Source organism: Pseudomonas sp. 05N431 (assembly GCF_056397005.1).
In genome coordinates this window covers 70,777-83,611 of the sequence record NZ_JBFTMN010000006.1, presented here as the reverse complement: position 1 = coordinate 83,611, position 12,835 = coordinate 70,777, and the positions used below count along the sequence as shown (strand labels likewise).

Below are 12,835 nucleotides of genomic sequence, written 5' to 3'. Positions count from 1 at the left end.
AACGCCTTGCATCCTACTCCGTCGCCTCGACGCTGCCAGCCCGTCGTCTGACAAAAGCGCAAGTTTATGCAAGCGCACGACCTGCCTCGGGAACAGACTGAAGGCCATCTTCAGGAGTTGCCGTCATGAACCTCTCGTTATACCTGCTGACCGTGCTGATCTGGGGCACCACCTGGATCGCCTTGAAACTGCAACTGGGGGTGGTGGCGATTCCGGTGTCGATCGTTTATCGCTTCGGCCTGGCATCGCTGGTGCTGTTCGTGATGTTACTGCTCAGCCGACGCCTGCAGGTGATGAACCGGCGCGGTCATCTGATCTGCCTGGCCCAGGGGCTGTGCCTGTTCTGCATCAATTTCATGTGTTTTCTCAGCGCCAGCCAGTGGATCCCCAGCGGTCTGGTTGCCGTGGTGTTTTCCACCGCCACGCTGTGGAATGCGCTCAACTCGCGAGTGTTCTTCGGTCAGAAAATTGCGCGCAATGTGCTAATGGGCGGCGCGTTGGGGCTGTTCGGGCTGGGCTTGTTGTTCTGGCCGGAACTGGTCGGCCATACCGCCAGCCCGCAAACCCTGCTTGGCCTGGGTCTGGCGTTGCTGGGCACGCTGTGTTTCTCGGCCGGCAACATGCTCTCGAGCCTGCAACAGAAAGCCGGCCTCAAGCCGCTGACCACCAACGCCTGGGGCATGGCCTATGGCGCCGCGATGCTGTCGATGTACTGCCTGGTCAAAGGTATTCCCTTCGACATTGAATGGAACACGCGTTACATCGGCTCGTTGTTGTACCTGGTGATTCCGGGTTCGGTCATCGGCTTCACCGCGTACCTGACCCTGGTCGGGCGCATGGGCCCCGAACGTGCGGCGTATTGCACCGTATTGTTCCCGGTAGTGGCATTGAACGTGTCGGCCTTCGCCGAAGGCTACCAATGGACCACACCGGCATTGGCCGGATTGGTGCTGGTCATGTTGGGGAACGTGTTGGTGTTTCGCAAGCCCAAGGCCCGGGTGGCGGTGGGAAGTGGCAAGTTGGCGTGATCGATCAAGTTGCACTGTGCATTATCGGGTTCAGCAGTACGGCGTTTATTAATGGTCGGTCTTCAGTGACAGATAAATAAGCGCCGTCATCATGTAACCGATAATGCTTCGGGTCCATGCCATGGCATTCCATTCTGCGGAAGTGTCCATATCGAACCATTCATTGGCGATCACTTGTATGCAGAAGTAATACACGAAAATGCCGATCATCAAACCGACAATTCCATATTTCTTTGCCTCGTGGAACTCCTTGCGCGGCGCGTTGAGTTTTGTGTAAAGCTGATACGCCCCCAATAAACAACAGGCGGTGTAGGTTGTCTCCAGGGTGATGATCATCCAGTAGATTCTATGGTGGAGTATGGGGGAGGTGATGGCCCGATAGCGTAGGGCGTCGTTGGGGCGGGTTGTGTCCATGCTGAGGATATGTCCAACGAATTCGTAGTTGGAGTCATAGTCGGTCACGTTGCTGAATACAACAAGCAAGCCAAAGACTCCCGCCATTAAAACCAGGGCCAACTTACTGCGCCTGATCAGACAGGCTGTTGTGAAATTTCTCATGGTGTGTACTCTCCATCTCCGGGGCCTGCACTGTGCAGGTAATTGGGGCAGGAGTTTATAACGCGAAAAAAATGACGGGCAGGGGACTGAATTGCAAGTTGTGTCGCAAGGTAGATTTTACTGTTTAGTAATAACTCAAGTGCTGGGTCAGAATATGAGTGTGAATTGTATACTCGTCCTGTACTTTTTGTTCTTGCATGAGTTTAAAGCAACAGGCACGCCTTGATCTGCGTGCCTGTTAGTTAATCAACCCTTCCACACCTGCGGATTAACCAGATCCTGCGGCCGCTCGCCCAACAGTGCGCTGCGCAAGTTGGCCAAGGCGCGGTGGGCCATGGCTTCGCGGGTTTCATGGGTGGCCGAACCGATGTGCGGCAAGGTCACGGCATTCTTCAGCTGGAACAGCGGCGACTCGGCCAGGGGCTCCTTCTCGTAGACATCCAGCCCCGCCCCGCGGATCTGGTTGTTCTGCAAGGCCTCGATCAGCGCCGGTTCATCGACCACCGGGCCACGGGAAATATTCACCAGAATCGCGCTCGGCTTCATCAGTGCCAGTTCGCGATGGCTGATCAGGTGCCGGGTCTTGTCGCTGAGTGGCACCACCAGGCAGACGAAATCGGCTTCGGCCAGCAACTGGTCAAGGCTGCGAAACTGCGCGCCGAGCTCCTGTTCAAGCTGGGGCTTGCGGCTGTTGCCGCTGTACAGAATCGGCATGTTGAAGCCCAGGCGACCGCGTCGGGCGATGGCCGCGCCGATGTTGCCCATGCCAACGATGCCCAGGGTCTTGCCATGCACATCGCAACCAAACAGCTGCGCGCCGACCGTGGCCTGCCATTGCCCGGCCTTGGTCCAGGCGTCCAGTTCGGCGACGCGTCGGGCGCTGCTCATCAGCAAGGCAAAGGCCAGGTCGGCGGTGCTTTCGGTCAGCACGTCCGGGGTGTTGGTGAGCATGATCCCGCGTTCGTTGAAGTAGTCCAGGTCGTAGTTGTCGTAGCCGACCGAGACGCTGGATACCACTTCCAGTTTGCTGGCGTTCTCCAATTGGGCCCGACCGAGCTTGCGACCGACGCCGATCAAGCCGTGAGCGTGGGGCAGGGCTTCGTTGAACTGTGCATTGATGTCACCCAGCTTTGGGTTGGGCACGATCACATCGAAGTCGTGTCGCAAGGACTCGACCATTTCGGGCGAGACACGGCTGAAGGCAAGTACGGTCTTTTTCATCGCAGGAAGGCTCGTCAGGCGGAGGAGAATGCCAGGCACGCTAACATTCCTGACGAGGTTTACGCGAGACCAGTGATCGTTCCCACGCTCTGCGTGGGAATGCAGCCCGTGACGCTCCGCGTCACTGGACGCGGAGCGTCCCTAGAGGCATTACCACGCGGGAGCGTGGGAACGACAAGTCAGGTGTTGTCAGTTGGCCACGCGTGCGCCACCCAAAGTGCCGCTCAACTCATACGCCGCCAATTCTGCCTGATGCGCCGCCAGAATCTCCGGCAGCGAGCCGCGCAGGTATTCGACCCAGGTCTTGATCTTCGCATCCAGGTACTGGCGCGACGGGTAGATGGCGTACAGGTTCAGCTCTTGCGAGCGGTAGTTGGGCATGACCCGCACCAGACTACCGTTGCGCAGACTTTCGATGGCGGCGTAGACCGGCAGCACACCAATGCCCATGCCGCTGATGATCGCGGTTTTCATGGCGTCGGCGGAGTTCACCAGAAACGGTGAGCTATTGATGGTGACCATTTCCTGGCCTTCTGGGCCGTCGAACAGCCACTTCTCCAGCGGAATCACCGGGCTGACCAGGCGCAGGCAGGCATGGTTCAGCAGGTCGCTGGGCTTCTGCGCGCAGCCGTTGGCTTTCACGTAGGCCGGCGAAGCGCAAACGATACTGTAAGTGATGCCCAGCCGTTGCGAGACGAAACCCGAGTCCGGCAGTTCGCTGGCAAGCACGATCGATACGTCGTAGCCCTCGTCCAGCAAGTCCGGCACGCGGTTGGCCATGGTCAGGTCGAAGGTCACGTCCGGGTGGGATTTGCGATAACGGGCGATCGCGTCGATCACGAAGTGCTGACCGATCCCGGTCATGGTGTGCACTTTGAGCTGCCCGGCCGGCCGCGCATGGGCGTCGCTGGCCTCGGCTTCGGCTTCCTCGACATAGGCGAGGATCTGCTCGCAGCGCAGCAAATAACGTTTGCCGGCCTCGGTCAGGGCGATGCGGCGGGTAGTGCGGTTGAGCAAACGGGTTTGCAGGTGGGCTTCCAGGTTGGAGACCGCGCGCGAGACGTTGGCCGTCGTGGTATCGAGCTGCACGGCAGCGGCAGTGAAGCTGCCGGCTTCGGCGACACAGCTGAAGGCGCGCATGTTTTGCAAAGTGTCCATGGGGTGCTCTCGGGTGCGATGACAAATTGTGACACGAAGTTGCTGCTTTTTTACAGGCGACCAATGAATGCGACCAAGGGATTATCTCGTGAACGGTAACAAAGATTCACAGGAATCCCGGCTTATCGCCGCACAGGCCCACCCCTAGAATTGCGCCGTTACTGGTATGTGGGAGCGAGCTTGCTCGCGATGCAAACAACTCGGTGCATCAGGTACACCGCGCCGAGGCCATCGCGAGCAAGCTCGCTCCCACAGATAAGTCAGTGTCCACAAGACCTCGTACCTCCCCCTAATTCCAGGAATTTGCAGCAGTGCCGCGTCGCATCAGCAGAGAGCTGAAGACTCTCAGTGTTTGGGCTTTATCGTTAGCAATCAGCGGCTGCATCGGAACCGGAGGTATTGCCCCACAGGGCAAGGCATTCGATGCCAATACATTGGCCACCGACGAGGCCATTCAAAGCGCCGCCAAGGATGCTCACTGGCCGACCGCGCAGTGGTGGCAGGCCTATGGCGACCCGCAACTCAATCACTGGGTCGACCTCGCCGTGCAAGGCAGCCCGAACATGGCCATGGCCGCTGCCCGAGTGCGTCAGGCCAAATCCATGGCCGGTGTTGCCGAGTCGGCCGAGTCGTTGCAGGTCAATGGCCAGTCCACGCTCAAACGCCATAACTGGCCCACCGACCAGTTCTACGGTCCGGGCGAGTTGGCCAACACTACCACTTGGGACAACAATGCTGCCCTCGGCTTCAGCTACGCCCTCGATCTTTGGGGCCGCGAAAGCAATGCCACCGAACGCGCCGTCGACATGGCCCACATGAGCGCCGCCGAGGCGCGCATGGCTCAGCTCGAATTGCAGAACAACGTGGTCCGCGCCTACATCCAGCTGTCGCTGCATTACGCGCAGCGGGACATCGTGGCCGCGACCCTCAAGCAGCAACAGCAGATTCTCGACCTCGCGCAAAAGCGTCTGGATGGCGGCATCGGCACCCATTTCGAAGTCAGCCAGGCTCAAACCCCGTTGCCGGAAACCCATCGGCAACTGGATGCACTGGACGAAGAAATCGCCCTGAGCCGAAATCAACTCGCTGCACTGGCAGGCAAAGGCCCAGGGAAGGGCGCACAGTTGCAGCGTCCGACTTTGTCCCTTGGCGCCGCACTGAAACTGCCCTCGGCATTGCCCGCTCAGTTGCTCGGCCAACGCCCGGATGTGGTTGCCAGTCGCTGGCAAGTCGCGGCCCAGGCGCGCGGTATCGACGTGGCGCACGCCGGCTTTTACCCCAACGTCGACCTGGTCGGCAGCCTTGGTTACATGGCCACCGGTGGCGGGGCGCTGGAGTTTCTGACCGGCAAAAAACTCAACTACAACGTCGGGCCGGCGATCTCCTTGCCGATCTTCGACGGTGGGCGTTTGCGTTCGGAATTGGGCGAAGCCTCCGCCGGCTATGACATCGCCGTGGCCAAGTACAACCAGACCCTGGTCAATGCGCTCAAAAGCGTCTCCGATCAGTTGATCCGCCGCGAGTCCATGGACAAGCAGCAAGCCTTCGCCGAGGAATCGGTGGCCACCGCGCAGAAAACCTATGACATCGCGATGATCGCCTACCAGCGCGGGCTCACCGACTACCTGAATGTGCTGAATGCCCAGAGCCTGTTGTTCAAGCAGCAGCAAGTGCAACAACAGGTTCAGGCCGCGCGTTTGAGTGCTCATGCTGAACTGGTCACTGCCCTTGGTGGCGGGCTCGGTGCCGGTAACGACGTGCCGCCAGACGGCAAAGTCCAGGCGCCGAAAACCCCGGCTCTTCTCAAGAGCATCGTGAATTGAAAACAAACCCTGTGGGAGCGAGCTTGCTCGCGATAGCGGTGGGTCAGGCGACATCTGCATCGACTGACACTCCGTCTTCGCGAGCAAGCTCGCTCCCACAGAGATCGTGTTCTCGCCGCACAATTTTCGACCACTGAGCAGGATTTCATGACTCCCTTGCCCGCACCTTTGCGCTGGCTGTATTCCCTTGAGTGGCGCCGGGGTTTTTTCGACTGGGCACGCAGTGACGGCGTGACCTGGGTCTACATCTTCAAGGTACTGATCGCCGCGTTCCTGACCCTCTGGTTGGCCATGCGCCTGGAACTGCCGCAACCGCGCACGGCGATGATCACCGTGTTCATCGTCATGCAGCCGCAGAGCGGCCAGGTGTTCGCCAAGAGTTTCTATCGCTTCCTTGGCACGCTGGCCGGGTCGGCGGTGATGGTCGCGCTGATCGCCCTGTTCGCCCAGAACACTGAACTGTTCCTCGGCTCGCTGGCGATCTGGGTCGGCATCTGCACGGCCGGTGCGGCGCGTTATCGCAACTTTCGCGCCTACGGGTTTGTGCTCGCCGGTTACACCGCAGCGATGGTCGGCTTGCCGGCGCTGGCGCACCCGGACGGCGCGTTCATGGCGGCGGTCTGGCGAGTGCTGGAGATCTCTTTGGGGATTCTCTGTTCGACCCTGGTCAGCGCCGCGATTCTTCCGCAAACCGCCAGCGCGGCGATGCGCAACGCCTTGTATCAGCGCTTCGGGGTGTTCGCATTGTTCGTGACCGATGGCTTGCGTGGACGGAGCCAACGTGACGCATTCGAAGCCGGCAACGTGCGCTTTATCGCTGAAGCCGTGGGGCTGGAAGGCTTGCGCAGCGTCACCGTGTTCGAAGACCCGCACATGCGTCGGCGTAACGGTCGGCTCAGTCGCTTGAACAGCGAATTCATGGGCATCACCACCCGGTTCAACGCCTTGCACCAATTGCTCGAACGCTTGCGCAGCAGTGGCACCGAACAAGTGGTGGCGGCGATCAAACCGGGGCTGCAGGACCTGGCCGAAGTGCTCGATGGCTTCTCGGGGCGTGCACTGACGCATGCCGACGCGGCGCGTCTGGCGGCGCAATTGGCGGCCTACAAAGAGGGCTTGCCGGCGCGGGTTCGCAGCTTGCGGGCGAGCTTTCAGGAGAGCGAACCGAGCGACGCCGAGCAACTGGATTTCCACACCGCGTACGAGTTGCTCTACCGCTTCGTCGACGAAGTGCACAGTTATGCACAGACCCACGCCTCGCTGGCCGAACACCGTCACGAACGCGAGCAATGGGATGAGCCCTACACTCCGAAAACCAACTGGCTGGCGTCGACCGCGGCAGGCATTCGGGCGTCGTTCATTCTGATTGTGCTGGGCAGTTACTGGGTCGCCACCGCGTGGCCGAGCGGCGCGACCATGACCTTGATTGCTGCTGCCACGGTCGGTCTCTCGGCGGCCACGCCAAACCCCAAGCGCATGGCGTTCCAGATGGCCTGCGGGACGTTGCTCGGGGCGCTGATCGGCTTCGTCGAGATGTTTTTTATCTTCCCGTGGATCGACGGTTTCCCACTGTTGTGCGTGATGTTGGCGCCGGTGATCGTGCTCGGTTCGTTCCTCACCTCACGGCCGCAGTACGCCGGTGTCGGCCTAGGGTTGCTGATCTTTTTCAGCACCGGTTCAGTGCCGGACAACCTGACGGTCTACAACCCCTACACCTTCATCAATGACTACATCGCGATGATCATGGGCATGCTGGTGTGCGCGGCGGCCGGGGCGATCATCCTGCCGCCCAATAGTCGCTGGTTGTGGCGGCGACTGGAGCAGGACTTGCGCGGGCAAGTGGTGTTTGCCATCAGCGGCAAGCTCAAGGGGCTGGCATCGGGTTTTGAAAGCAGCACCCGCGATCTGGTGCATCAGGCCTATGGCCTGGCCGTCGGGCAACCGCAGGTGCAGCGCGATCTGCTGCGCTGGATGTTCGTGGTGCTGGAAGTCGGCCACGCGATCATCGAGTTGCGCAAGGAGCAGGCGATTCTCCCGGTGCACCCGGCCTATGCCGAAACCCAGCCGTGGCGCCAGGCGATCCGGGTCATGGGCCGCTCGCTGGTGCGGCTGTTTCTGCAGCCGAGCCAGAGCAATCTGGAGCGCAGCCTGGTGGCGGTCGACCACGCCATCAGCCGCGTCCAGGCCACCGACGAACCGTTCGCCCCGCACTTCGACACCTCGGCCCTACGCCGGGTGAAGAGCTACCTGCATTTCATCCGCACTTCGTTGCTCGATCCGCAATCGCCTCTGGCAGCACTCGCTGCCCCGCAAGGACCTGACCATGCCTCGTGAAATCGCCTTCCACGGCGTGTACATGCCGACCATGACCCTGATGTTTTTCATCGCTGCGGCAGTGGCCTGGGCGCTCGACCGGTTTCTGTCCGGGTTCGATCTGTACCGCTTCTTCTGGCACCCGGCGCTGCTGCGCCTGAGCCTCTTCACCTGTTTGTTCGGCGCCCTCGCGCTGACTGTTTATCCTTGAGACCGATTCGATGAAAAAACTTTTCAGCCTGCTCGCGACCTTGTTGGTACTGGCCCTCGCGCTGTGGATCGGCCGGACCCTCTGGGTGCATTACATGGACACCCCGTGGACCCGCGATGGCCGGGTGCGCGCCGACATCATCAACGTCGCCGCCGACGTCACCGGCGAAGTGGTCGACGTGCCGGTGCGTGACAACCAGTTGGTAAAAAAGGGTGACCTGCTGATGCAGATTGACCCCGAGCACTACCAGATCGCGGTGAAACAGGCGCAGTCGCTGGTGGCTTCGCGCAAAGCCACTTGGGAGATGCGCAAGGTCAACGCGCACCGCCGCGCCGACCTCGACAACCTGGTGATCTCCAAGGAAAACCGCGACGACGCCAGCAACATCGCCGACTCGGCGCTGGCCGATTACCAACAGGCCCAGGCTCAGCTGGAAGCGGCAGAACTGAACCTCAAGCGCACCAAAGTGCTGGCGGCGGTGGACGGTTATGTCACCAACCTCAACGTCCATCGCGGCGACTACGCGCGCATCGGCGAAGCGAAAATGGCCGTGGTCGACATGAACTCGTTCTGGGTCTACGGCTTCTTCGAAGAAACCAAACTGCCGCATGTGAAGGTCGGCGATAAGGCCGACATGCAATTGATGAGCGGCGAAGTGCTCAAGGGCCATGTCGAAAGTGTTTCGCGCGGTATCTACGACCGCGATAACCCGGAAAGCCGCGAGTTGATCGCCGATGTGAATCCGACCTTCAACTGGGTGCGTTTGGCGCAACGGGTGCCGGTGCGGATTCACATTGATGAAGTGCCGGACGGGGTGCTGTTGGCGGCGGGGATTACCTGTACGGTGGTGGTGAAGCAGGATCGCGTGGAGTAACTGCTAGACCGAGTCGCCTGCATCGCGAGCAAGCTCGCTCCCACAATTGACCTCCTTCGTACACATATCGTGTATTCGCTGAAGATCCAGTGTGGGAGCGAGCTTGCTCGCGATGACGGCATTACATTCAACATCAATGCACTGGCGTGCTACTCCGGCGAATCCGGTGGATCGAGGTGATCCAGCGCGCGATTCACGGCCATCTCGGTCAGGGAAATCATCTGCTGAATCGCCAGCGCGGTATTGCGCTTGGGGCCTTCAAGCTCAAACGCCAGATCGCTGGCCATGACATTGACCGAGGCGAGGGTCTCGCAGGCATGGGCCAGCAGGGTTTCAGAGTCGACGTCCGGGGCGATGACGAAAATGCAGCCGGGACGGCGGTCGGCCAACAATTGCTTGGTCTCGGGCAGCACCAGGTAATGGTCGAGCGCACGGTGCGCGGCGGCGTGGAGTTCTTTTGAATCGGGGGAGGCGTAGGGGGCGGTGCTGTCGGTTTCAGTGGGATTTGGGGTAGCTTTAGACATGGTGATGCTCCAATAGGTTAAGTCACTCCTATGAGAAATCCGGGCTACCACACCCGATCGCTGAATGGGCAGCGACCCTAAAAGGTTATCCATCCCTCATCACCCGGTGCAACCGTCAAAACGTGTCGGAACCGTCCTCAGAAGCGCGGGCCATTGCCCTTCAAAACCTACGCGACATAAACACCATTGTTGATCGTTCCCACGCTCCTGCGTGGGAATGCATCCCGTGACGCTCTGCGTCACCGCTTGGGACGCAGAGCGTCCCGGGCGTCGCGCTACCACGCAGAGCATGGGAGCGATCCTGCTCAAGTTGATCGCGTGGGAGCGATCACGTCTTTATCAACCCTGGCAATACGTCTCATGCAAATGCCGCCACAGCAACGCACCTGACGGCAGCCTTTCAATCACCGCAGTCGCACGCCGATCGTTCAACACACCGCTCGCATCGGATTGCAGTTCGCGATAGCTGACGGTGGCGCCGTTTGCGTGTTGGTCAATCCCGTGCATTTCGCTCAGGCCGATTCGCAAGCCCGGACGAGCACCGCCGAGTTTATCGAACAGCTCGCTCAACCCCGGATAATCCAGCACATTGCCGCCGGGCACGATCATCGAAAACTGCGGCGAGAAACGCGCCAGCAGCTGCGACAGTAGGCCTCTGTCGGCCGTGCCGGAAAACCATTGCTCGATGTCGACAAGGGTCTGGGTCACTTCGTTGAAGTATTCGCTGTAGTCCGTCATGCGGTGTTCTCCTTGGGTGAGTGAGGGCTAATGTGCGTCAGCAATTTCGCGGTGTCGAGACGCAGAATGGCTGATAAGGGAAAAAGCGTGAGCGCGGCTGCGCACAGAAAACACAGGATGAAAGCCTGCGACGAAGAGGGGCCGAACGCGCCCAGCAGTGAACTCAAGAGCGCCGCGCCGAGGCAGAAACTCAGTTGCCGATTGATGTTCCACAGGGCGCTGGCGTGGCCCATGCGCGAGGTGTGAATGTCGAGAAAGGCCAGGGTCTGCGCGGTGCTGCTGCACAGGCTGCCACCCAACCCCATCAGACTGTAGGCGAGGATCGGCAGCCAGCCGTGCGGCTGCTCGATCAGTGTCAGCAACAGGATGCCAACGCTTTGCAGCAACATCCCGCCAATCAGCAAAGGCTTGGGGCCGAAATGCTGGAAGGCGCGTTTGCCCAGCGTGATCGCGAGCCCTGAGGCAAGCGCCCACGGCAGCATCAACGCGCCGGTCTGTACCGCACTGAAACCGAGGTCGCGCAAATACAACACGGCGATCAGGCTGGTGCCGATGAAGACGCCGGGGATGAACAGATACACCAGCATCGCCACGCGCAACCACTGACCCTTGATCAGTTGCAGGTCGAGGATCGGTGCAGCTTTTCGCCAGCCATCGCGAACGTACAGCCATCCGCCGACGGCACTGAGCACCAGTCCCAAAATACCCAGGTTGCGGCTGTCGACCTCGCTCAACAGGCTCAGCGCAATCAGCAACAGGCTCAAGGTCCCGGCGCCGAGCAACAGTCCTCGACTGTCCAGTGTCGGGCGTTCAGGCACCGGGTCGTCGACTTTCAACCACACGGCCGCGAGTAACAACGCCAACAGCGCCAGCGGCAGATTGGTGTAGAAGATCCAGCGCCAGGACAGCACCTGCACAATCAGCCCACCCGCAGCAGGCGACAGCGCCGGCACCAGCAAAGCGATGAGCATCACCCACGCCGTCAGGTGATTGCGCTCTGCTACCGGAAACTGTCGATAAGCCAAGGCCTGACCCACCGGTATCAACAGTCCGCCACCCAAACCTTGAACCAGTCGCCAACCGATCAGCGCCTCGATTGAACCGGCCCGAGCCACCAGCAGCGAGGCACAACTGAACAGCAGCAATGAGCCGAGGATCAGCCGCCGTTCACCGACTGCTGCCGCAAGCCAGACGCTCAATGGAATGATCAGCGTCAGCCCGAGCATGTAGGCGTTGCTGATCCACGCCAGTTGAGTCACCGAGGCGTGCAGTTCCAGGGCAATGTCCGGGTAAGCGATGTTGGCGACGAACATGTTCAACAGGTCGAGGGCAAAGCCGAGCAAATACACAAGGGTGACTTTCGAGCGATAGGCCATGGCAGCCTCCGGGTAGACAGAAGCGCAGGGTAGGGCGTTTGGCGTGCTGGAGAAACGGTGGTTTGCCTGCTAGTTTGTCAAAATTATTTTGACAAATGGTTGGCGCAACATGGTGAGTCTGGATCGTTTCGACACCTTCAAAGCCGTGGTCGAAGCCGGATCGCTGACCGCTGCGGCTGATCTGCTGGGGCAGAGCCGTGCGGTGGTGAGTTTCAACCTCAAACGGCTGGAGTCGGAACTGGGCGTGACCCTGTTGACCCGCAACACCCGGCAACTGGCGCTGACCGATGCCGGCGAGCGTTTTTATCAGCGCTGCCTGCGGACCCTGGAAGAGGCACAACTGGCGATTGAGGAGGCGCGTTCGGCACACAGCCAACTCGAGGGCACGCTGCGTATTACCACTACGGTGGAATATGCAGTGGCCAGAGTGGTGTCGGCGCTGGATGTGTTCCGGGAATTGCACCCGCAACTGAACATTCACTTATCCACCTCCTCGACCCACGCTGATCTGATTTCCGAACGCTTCGACCTGGCGATCAGGTTGGGACGAATGCTCGACTCCAACTTGCGCGCAGTGCAGTTGTCGACGTTCGAGATTTACGCGGTGGCGGCGCCAACGCTGATCGCCCGGCACGCAGCGGTCACGACATTGGCGGCGCTGGAGGGACTGCCGAAACTGGGACACGCGCGGGTGACTGAACTGACGCTGACCGATGCCGAGGGGGCTGAACATCTCTATCAGCCTGGCCCCGGTAAAGCCGCGATTGTCGCTGACAACTCGGCGACCTTGCGGGCCTTCGCGCTGTCAGGACATGGCGTCGCGATCCTGCCGCAATGGTTGATTCAGGAAGACCTCGATGCCGGACGATTACAACGCTTGCTGCCCGACCATCAATTCGCCCGACAGGGGGTGTATGCGTTGTATCCGGATGCCCGGCATCTGCCGCTGAAGGTGCGGGCGTTTATTGATTTCATGAAAGGCCCACAATTGGGTTGAACGTTCTGACGCCT

At 60.3% G+C, this 12,835-nt stretch carries 12 protein-coding genes; 6 read left to right on the top strand and 6 right to left on the bottom strand.

Annotation, left to right across the window (positions count from 1 at the left end; all coding sequences use genetic code 11):
- Positions 1–125: 125 nt before the first annotated feature.
- Entirely contained in the window at positions 126–1,028 is a 903-nt protein-coding gene (locus AC1DIG_RS12990) for a DMT family transporter (RefSeq protein ID WP_477767634.1), read from the top strand.
- A gap of 48 nt (positions 1,029–1,076) precedes the next feature.
- Here AC1DIG_RS12990 and AC1DIG_RS12985 read toward each other — a convergent pair whose 3' ends face one another.
- The 3 genes from AC1DIG_RS12985 to AC1DIG_RS12975 form a co-directional block, all read right to left on the bottom strand.
- Positions 1,077–1,586, bottom strand: coding sequence for a DUF2165 family protein (locus tag AC1DIG_RS12985; protein ID WP_477767633.1), 510 nt, complete (start codon positions 1,584–1,586; stop codon positions 1,077–1,079).
- Positions 1,587–1,832: 246 nt separating this feature from the next.
- On the bottom strand, positions 1,833–2,807 hold the full coding sequence (locus tag AC1DIG_RS12980) for a 2-hydroxyacid dehydrogenase (RefSeq protein ID WP_477767632.1): 975 nt from the start codon (positions 2,805–2,807) through the stop codon (positions 1,833–1,835).
- Between the two features lie 189 nt (positions 2,808–2,996).
- The gene (locus AC1DIG_RS12975; protein ID WP_477767631.1) at positions 2,997–3,965 is read right to left on the bottom strand and encodes a LysR family transcriptional regulator; all 969 of its coding nucleotides are present in this window, start codon (positions 3,963–3,965) and stop codon (positions 2,997–2,999) included.
- Positions 3,966–4,276: 311 nt separating this feature from the next.
- Here AC1DIG_RS12975 and AC1DIG_RS12970 point away from each other — a divergent pair, with 311 nt between their 5' ends.
- The 4 genes from AC1DIG_RS12970 (at position 4,277) to AC1DIG_RS12955 (ending at position 9,186) form a co-directional block, all read left to right on the top strand.
- Positions 4,277–5,788, top strand: a complete 1,512-nt coding sequence (locus AC1DIG_RS12970) for an efflux transporter outer membrane subunit (protein WP_477767630.1) — start codon at positions 4,277–4,279, stop codon at positions 5,786–5,788.
- Between the two features lie 147 nt (positions 5,789–5,935).
- Complete coding sequence (locus AC1DIG_RS12965; RefSeq protein WP_477767629.1) at positions 5,936–8,122, top strand: FUSC family protein; 2,187 nt, start codon at positions 5,936–5,938, stop codon at positions 8,120–8,122.
- Entirely contained in the window at positions 8,112–8,312 is a 201-nt protein-coding gene (locus AC1DIG_RS12960; protein WP_019691945.1) for a DUF1656 domain-containing protein, read from the top strand. The genes AC1DIG_RS12965 and AC1DIG_RS12960 overlap by 11 nt, the downstream gene beginning before the upstream one ends.
- A gap of 10 nt (positions 8,313–8,322) precedes the next feature.
- The gene (locus AC1DIG_RS12955) at positions 8,323–9,186 is read left to right on the top strand and encodes an efflux RND transporter periplasmic adaptor subunit (protein WP_477767628.1); all 864 of its coding nucleotides are present in this window, start codon (positions 8,323–8,325) and stop codon (positions 9,184–9,186) included.
- Positions 9,187–9,335: 149 nt separating this feature from the next.
- Here AC1DIG_RS12955 and AC1DIG_RS12950 read toward each other — a convergent pair whose 3' ends face one another.
- The 3 genes from AC1DIG_RS12950 to AC1DIG_RS12940 all read right to left on the bottom strand — a co-directional run bounded on the left by AC1DIG_RS12950 (position 9,336) and on the right by AC1DIG_RS12940 (position 11,824).
- The gene (locus AC1DIG_RS12950; RefSeq protein ID WP_477767627.1) at positions 9,336–9,710 is read right to left on the bottom strand and encodes a DUF6124 family protein; all 375 of its coding nucleotides are present in this window, start codon (positions 9,708–9,710) and stop codon (positions 9,336–9,338) included.
- Between the two features lie 339 nt (positions 9,711–10,049).
- Positions 10,050–10,448 carry a DUF4440 domain-containing protein gene (locus AC1DIG_RS12945; RefSeq protein ID WP_477767626.1) on the bottom strand — a complete coding sequence of 133 codons (399 nt, stop codon included), beginning with the start codon at positions 10,446–10,448 and terminating at the stop codon, positions 10,050–10,052.
- Positions 10,445–11,824: an MFS transporter gene (locus tag AC1DIG_RS12940; RefSeq protein WP_477767625.1), complete on the bottom strand. Its 1,380-nt coding sequence runs from the start codon at positions 11,822–11,824 to the stop codon at positions 10,445–10,447. Before AC1DIG_RS12940 ends, AC1DIG_RS12945 begins: the two co-directional genes overlap by 4 nt.
- Before the next feature lie 109 nt (positions 11,825–11,933).
- Here AC1DIG_RS12940 and AC1DIG_RS12935 point away from each other — a divergent pair, with 109 nt between their 5' ends.
- On the top strand, positions 11,934–12,821 hold the full coding sequence (locus AC1DIG_RS12935) for a LysR family transcriptional regulator (protein ID WP_477767624.1): 888 nt from the start codon (positions 11,934–11,936) through the stop codon (positions 12,819–12,821).
- Positions 12,822–12,835: the final 14 nt, after the last annotated feature.

Excerpts from the sequence above, each read along its gene's own strand:
- AC1DIG_RS12955 (WP_477767628.1), top strand. The coding sequence starts at position 8,323 with ATGAAAAAACTTTTCAGCCTGCTCGCGACCTTGTTGGTACTGGCCCTC.
- AC1DIG_RS12945 (WP_477767626.1), bottom strand. The coding sequence starts at position 10,448 with ATGACGGACTACAGCGAATACTTCAACGAAGTGACCCAGACCCTTGTC.
- AC1DIG_RS12935 (WP_477767624.1), top strand. The coding sequence starts at position 11,934 with ATGGTGAGTCTGGATCGTTTCGACACCTTCAAAGCCGTGGTCGAAGCC.
- AC1DIG_RS12950 (WP_477767627.1), bottom strand. The coding sequence starts at position 9,710 with ATGTCTAAAGCTACCCCAAATCCCACTGAAACCGACAGCACCGCCCCC.
- AC1DIG_RS12940 (WP_477767625.1), bottom strand. The coding sequence starts at position 11,824 with ATGGCCTATCGCTCGAAAGTCACCCTTGTGTATTTGCTCGGCTTTGCC.
- AC1DIG_RS12975 (WP_477767631.1), bottom strand. The coding sequence starts at position 3,965 with ATGGACACTTTGCAAAACATGCGCGCCTTCAGCTGTGTCGCCGAAGCC.
- AC1DIG_RS12960 (WP_019691945.1), top strand. The coding sequence starts at position 8,112 with ATGCCTCGTGAAATCGCCTTCCACGGCGTGTACATGCCGACCATGACC.
- AC1DIG_RS12980 (WP_477767632.1), bottom strand. The coding sequence starts at position 2,807 with ATGAAAAAGACCGTACTTGCCTTCAGCCGTGTCTCGCCCGAAATGGTC.
- AC1DIG_RS12985 (WP_477767633.1), bottom strand. The coding sequence starts at position 1,586 with ATGAGAAATTTCACAACAGCCTGTCTGATCAGGCGCAGTAAGTTGGCC.
- AC1DIG_RS12990 (WP_477767634.1), top strand. The coding sequence starts at position 126 with ATGAACCTCTCGTTATACCTGCTGACCGTGCTGATCTGGGGCACCACC.
- AC1DIG_RS12965 (WP_477767629.1), top strand. The coding sequence starts at position 5,936 with ATGACTCCCTTGCCCGCACCTTTGCGCTGGCTGTATTCCCTTGAGTGG.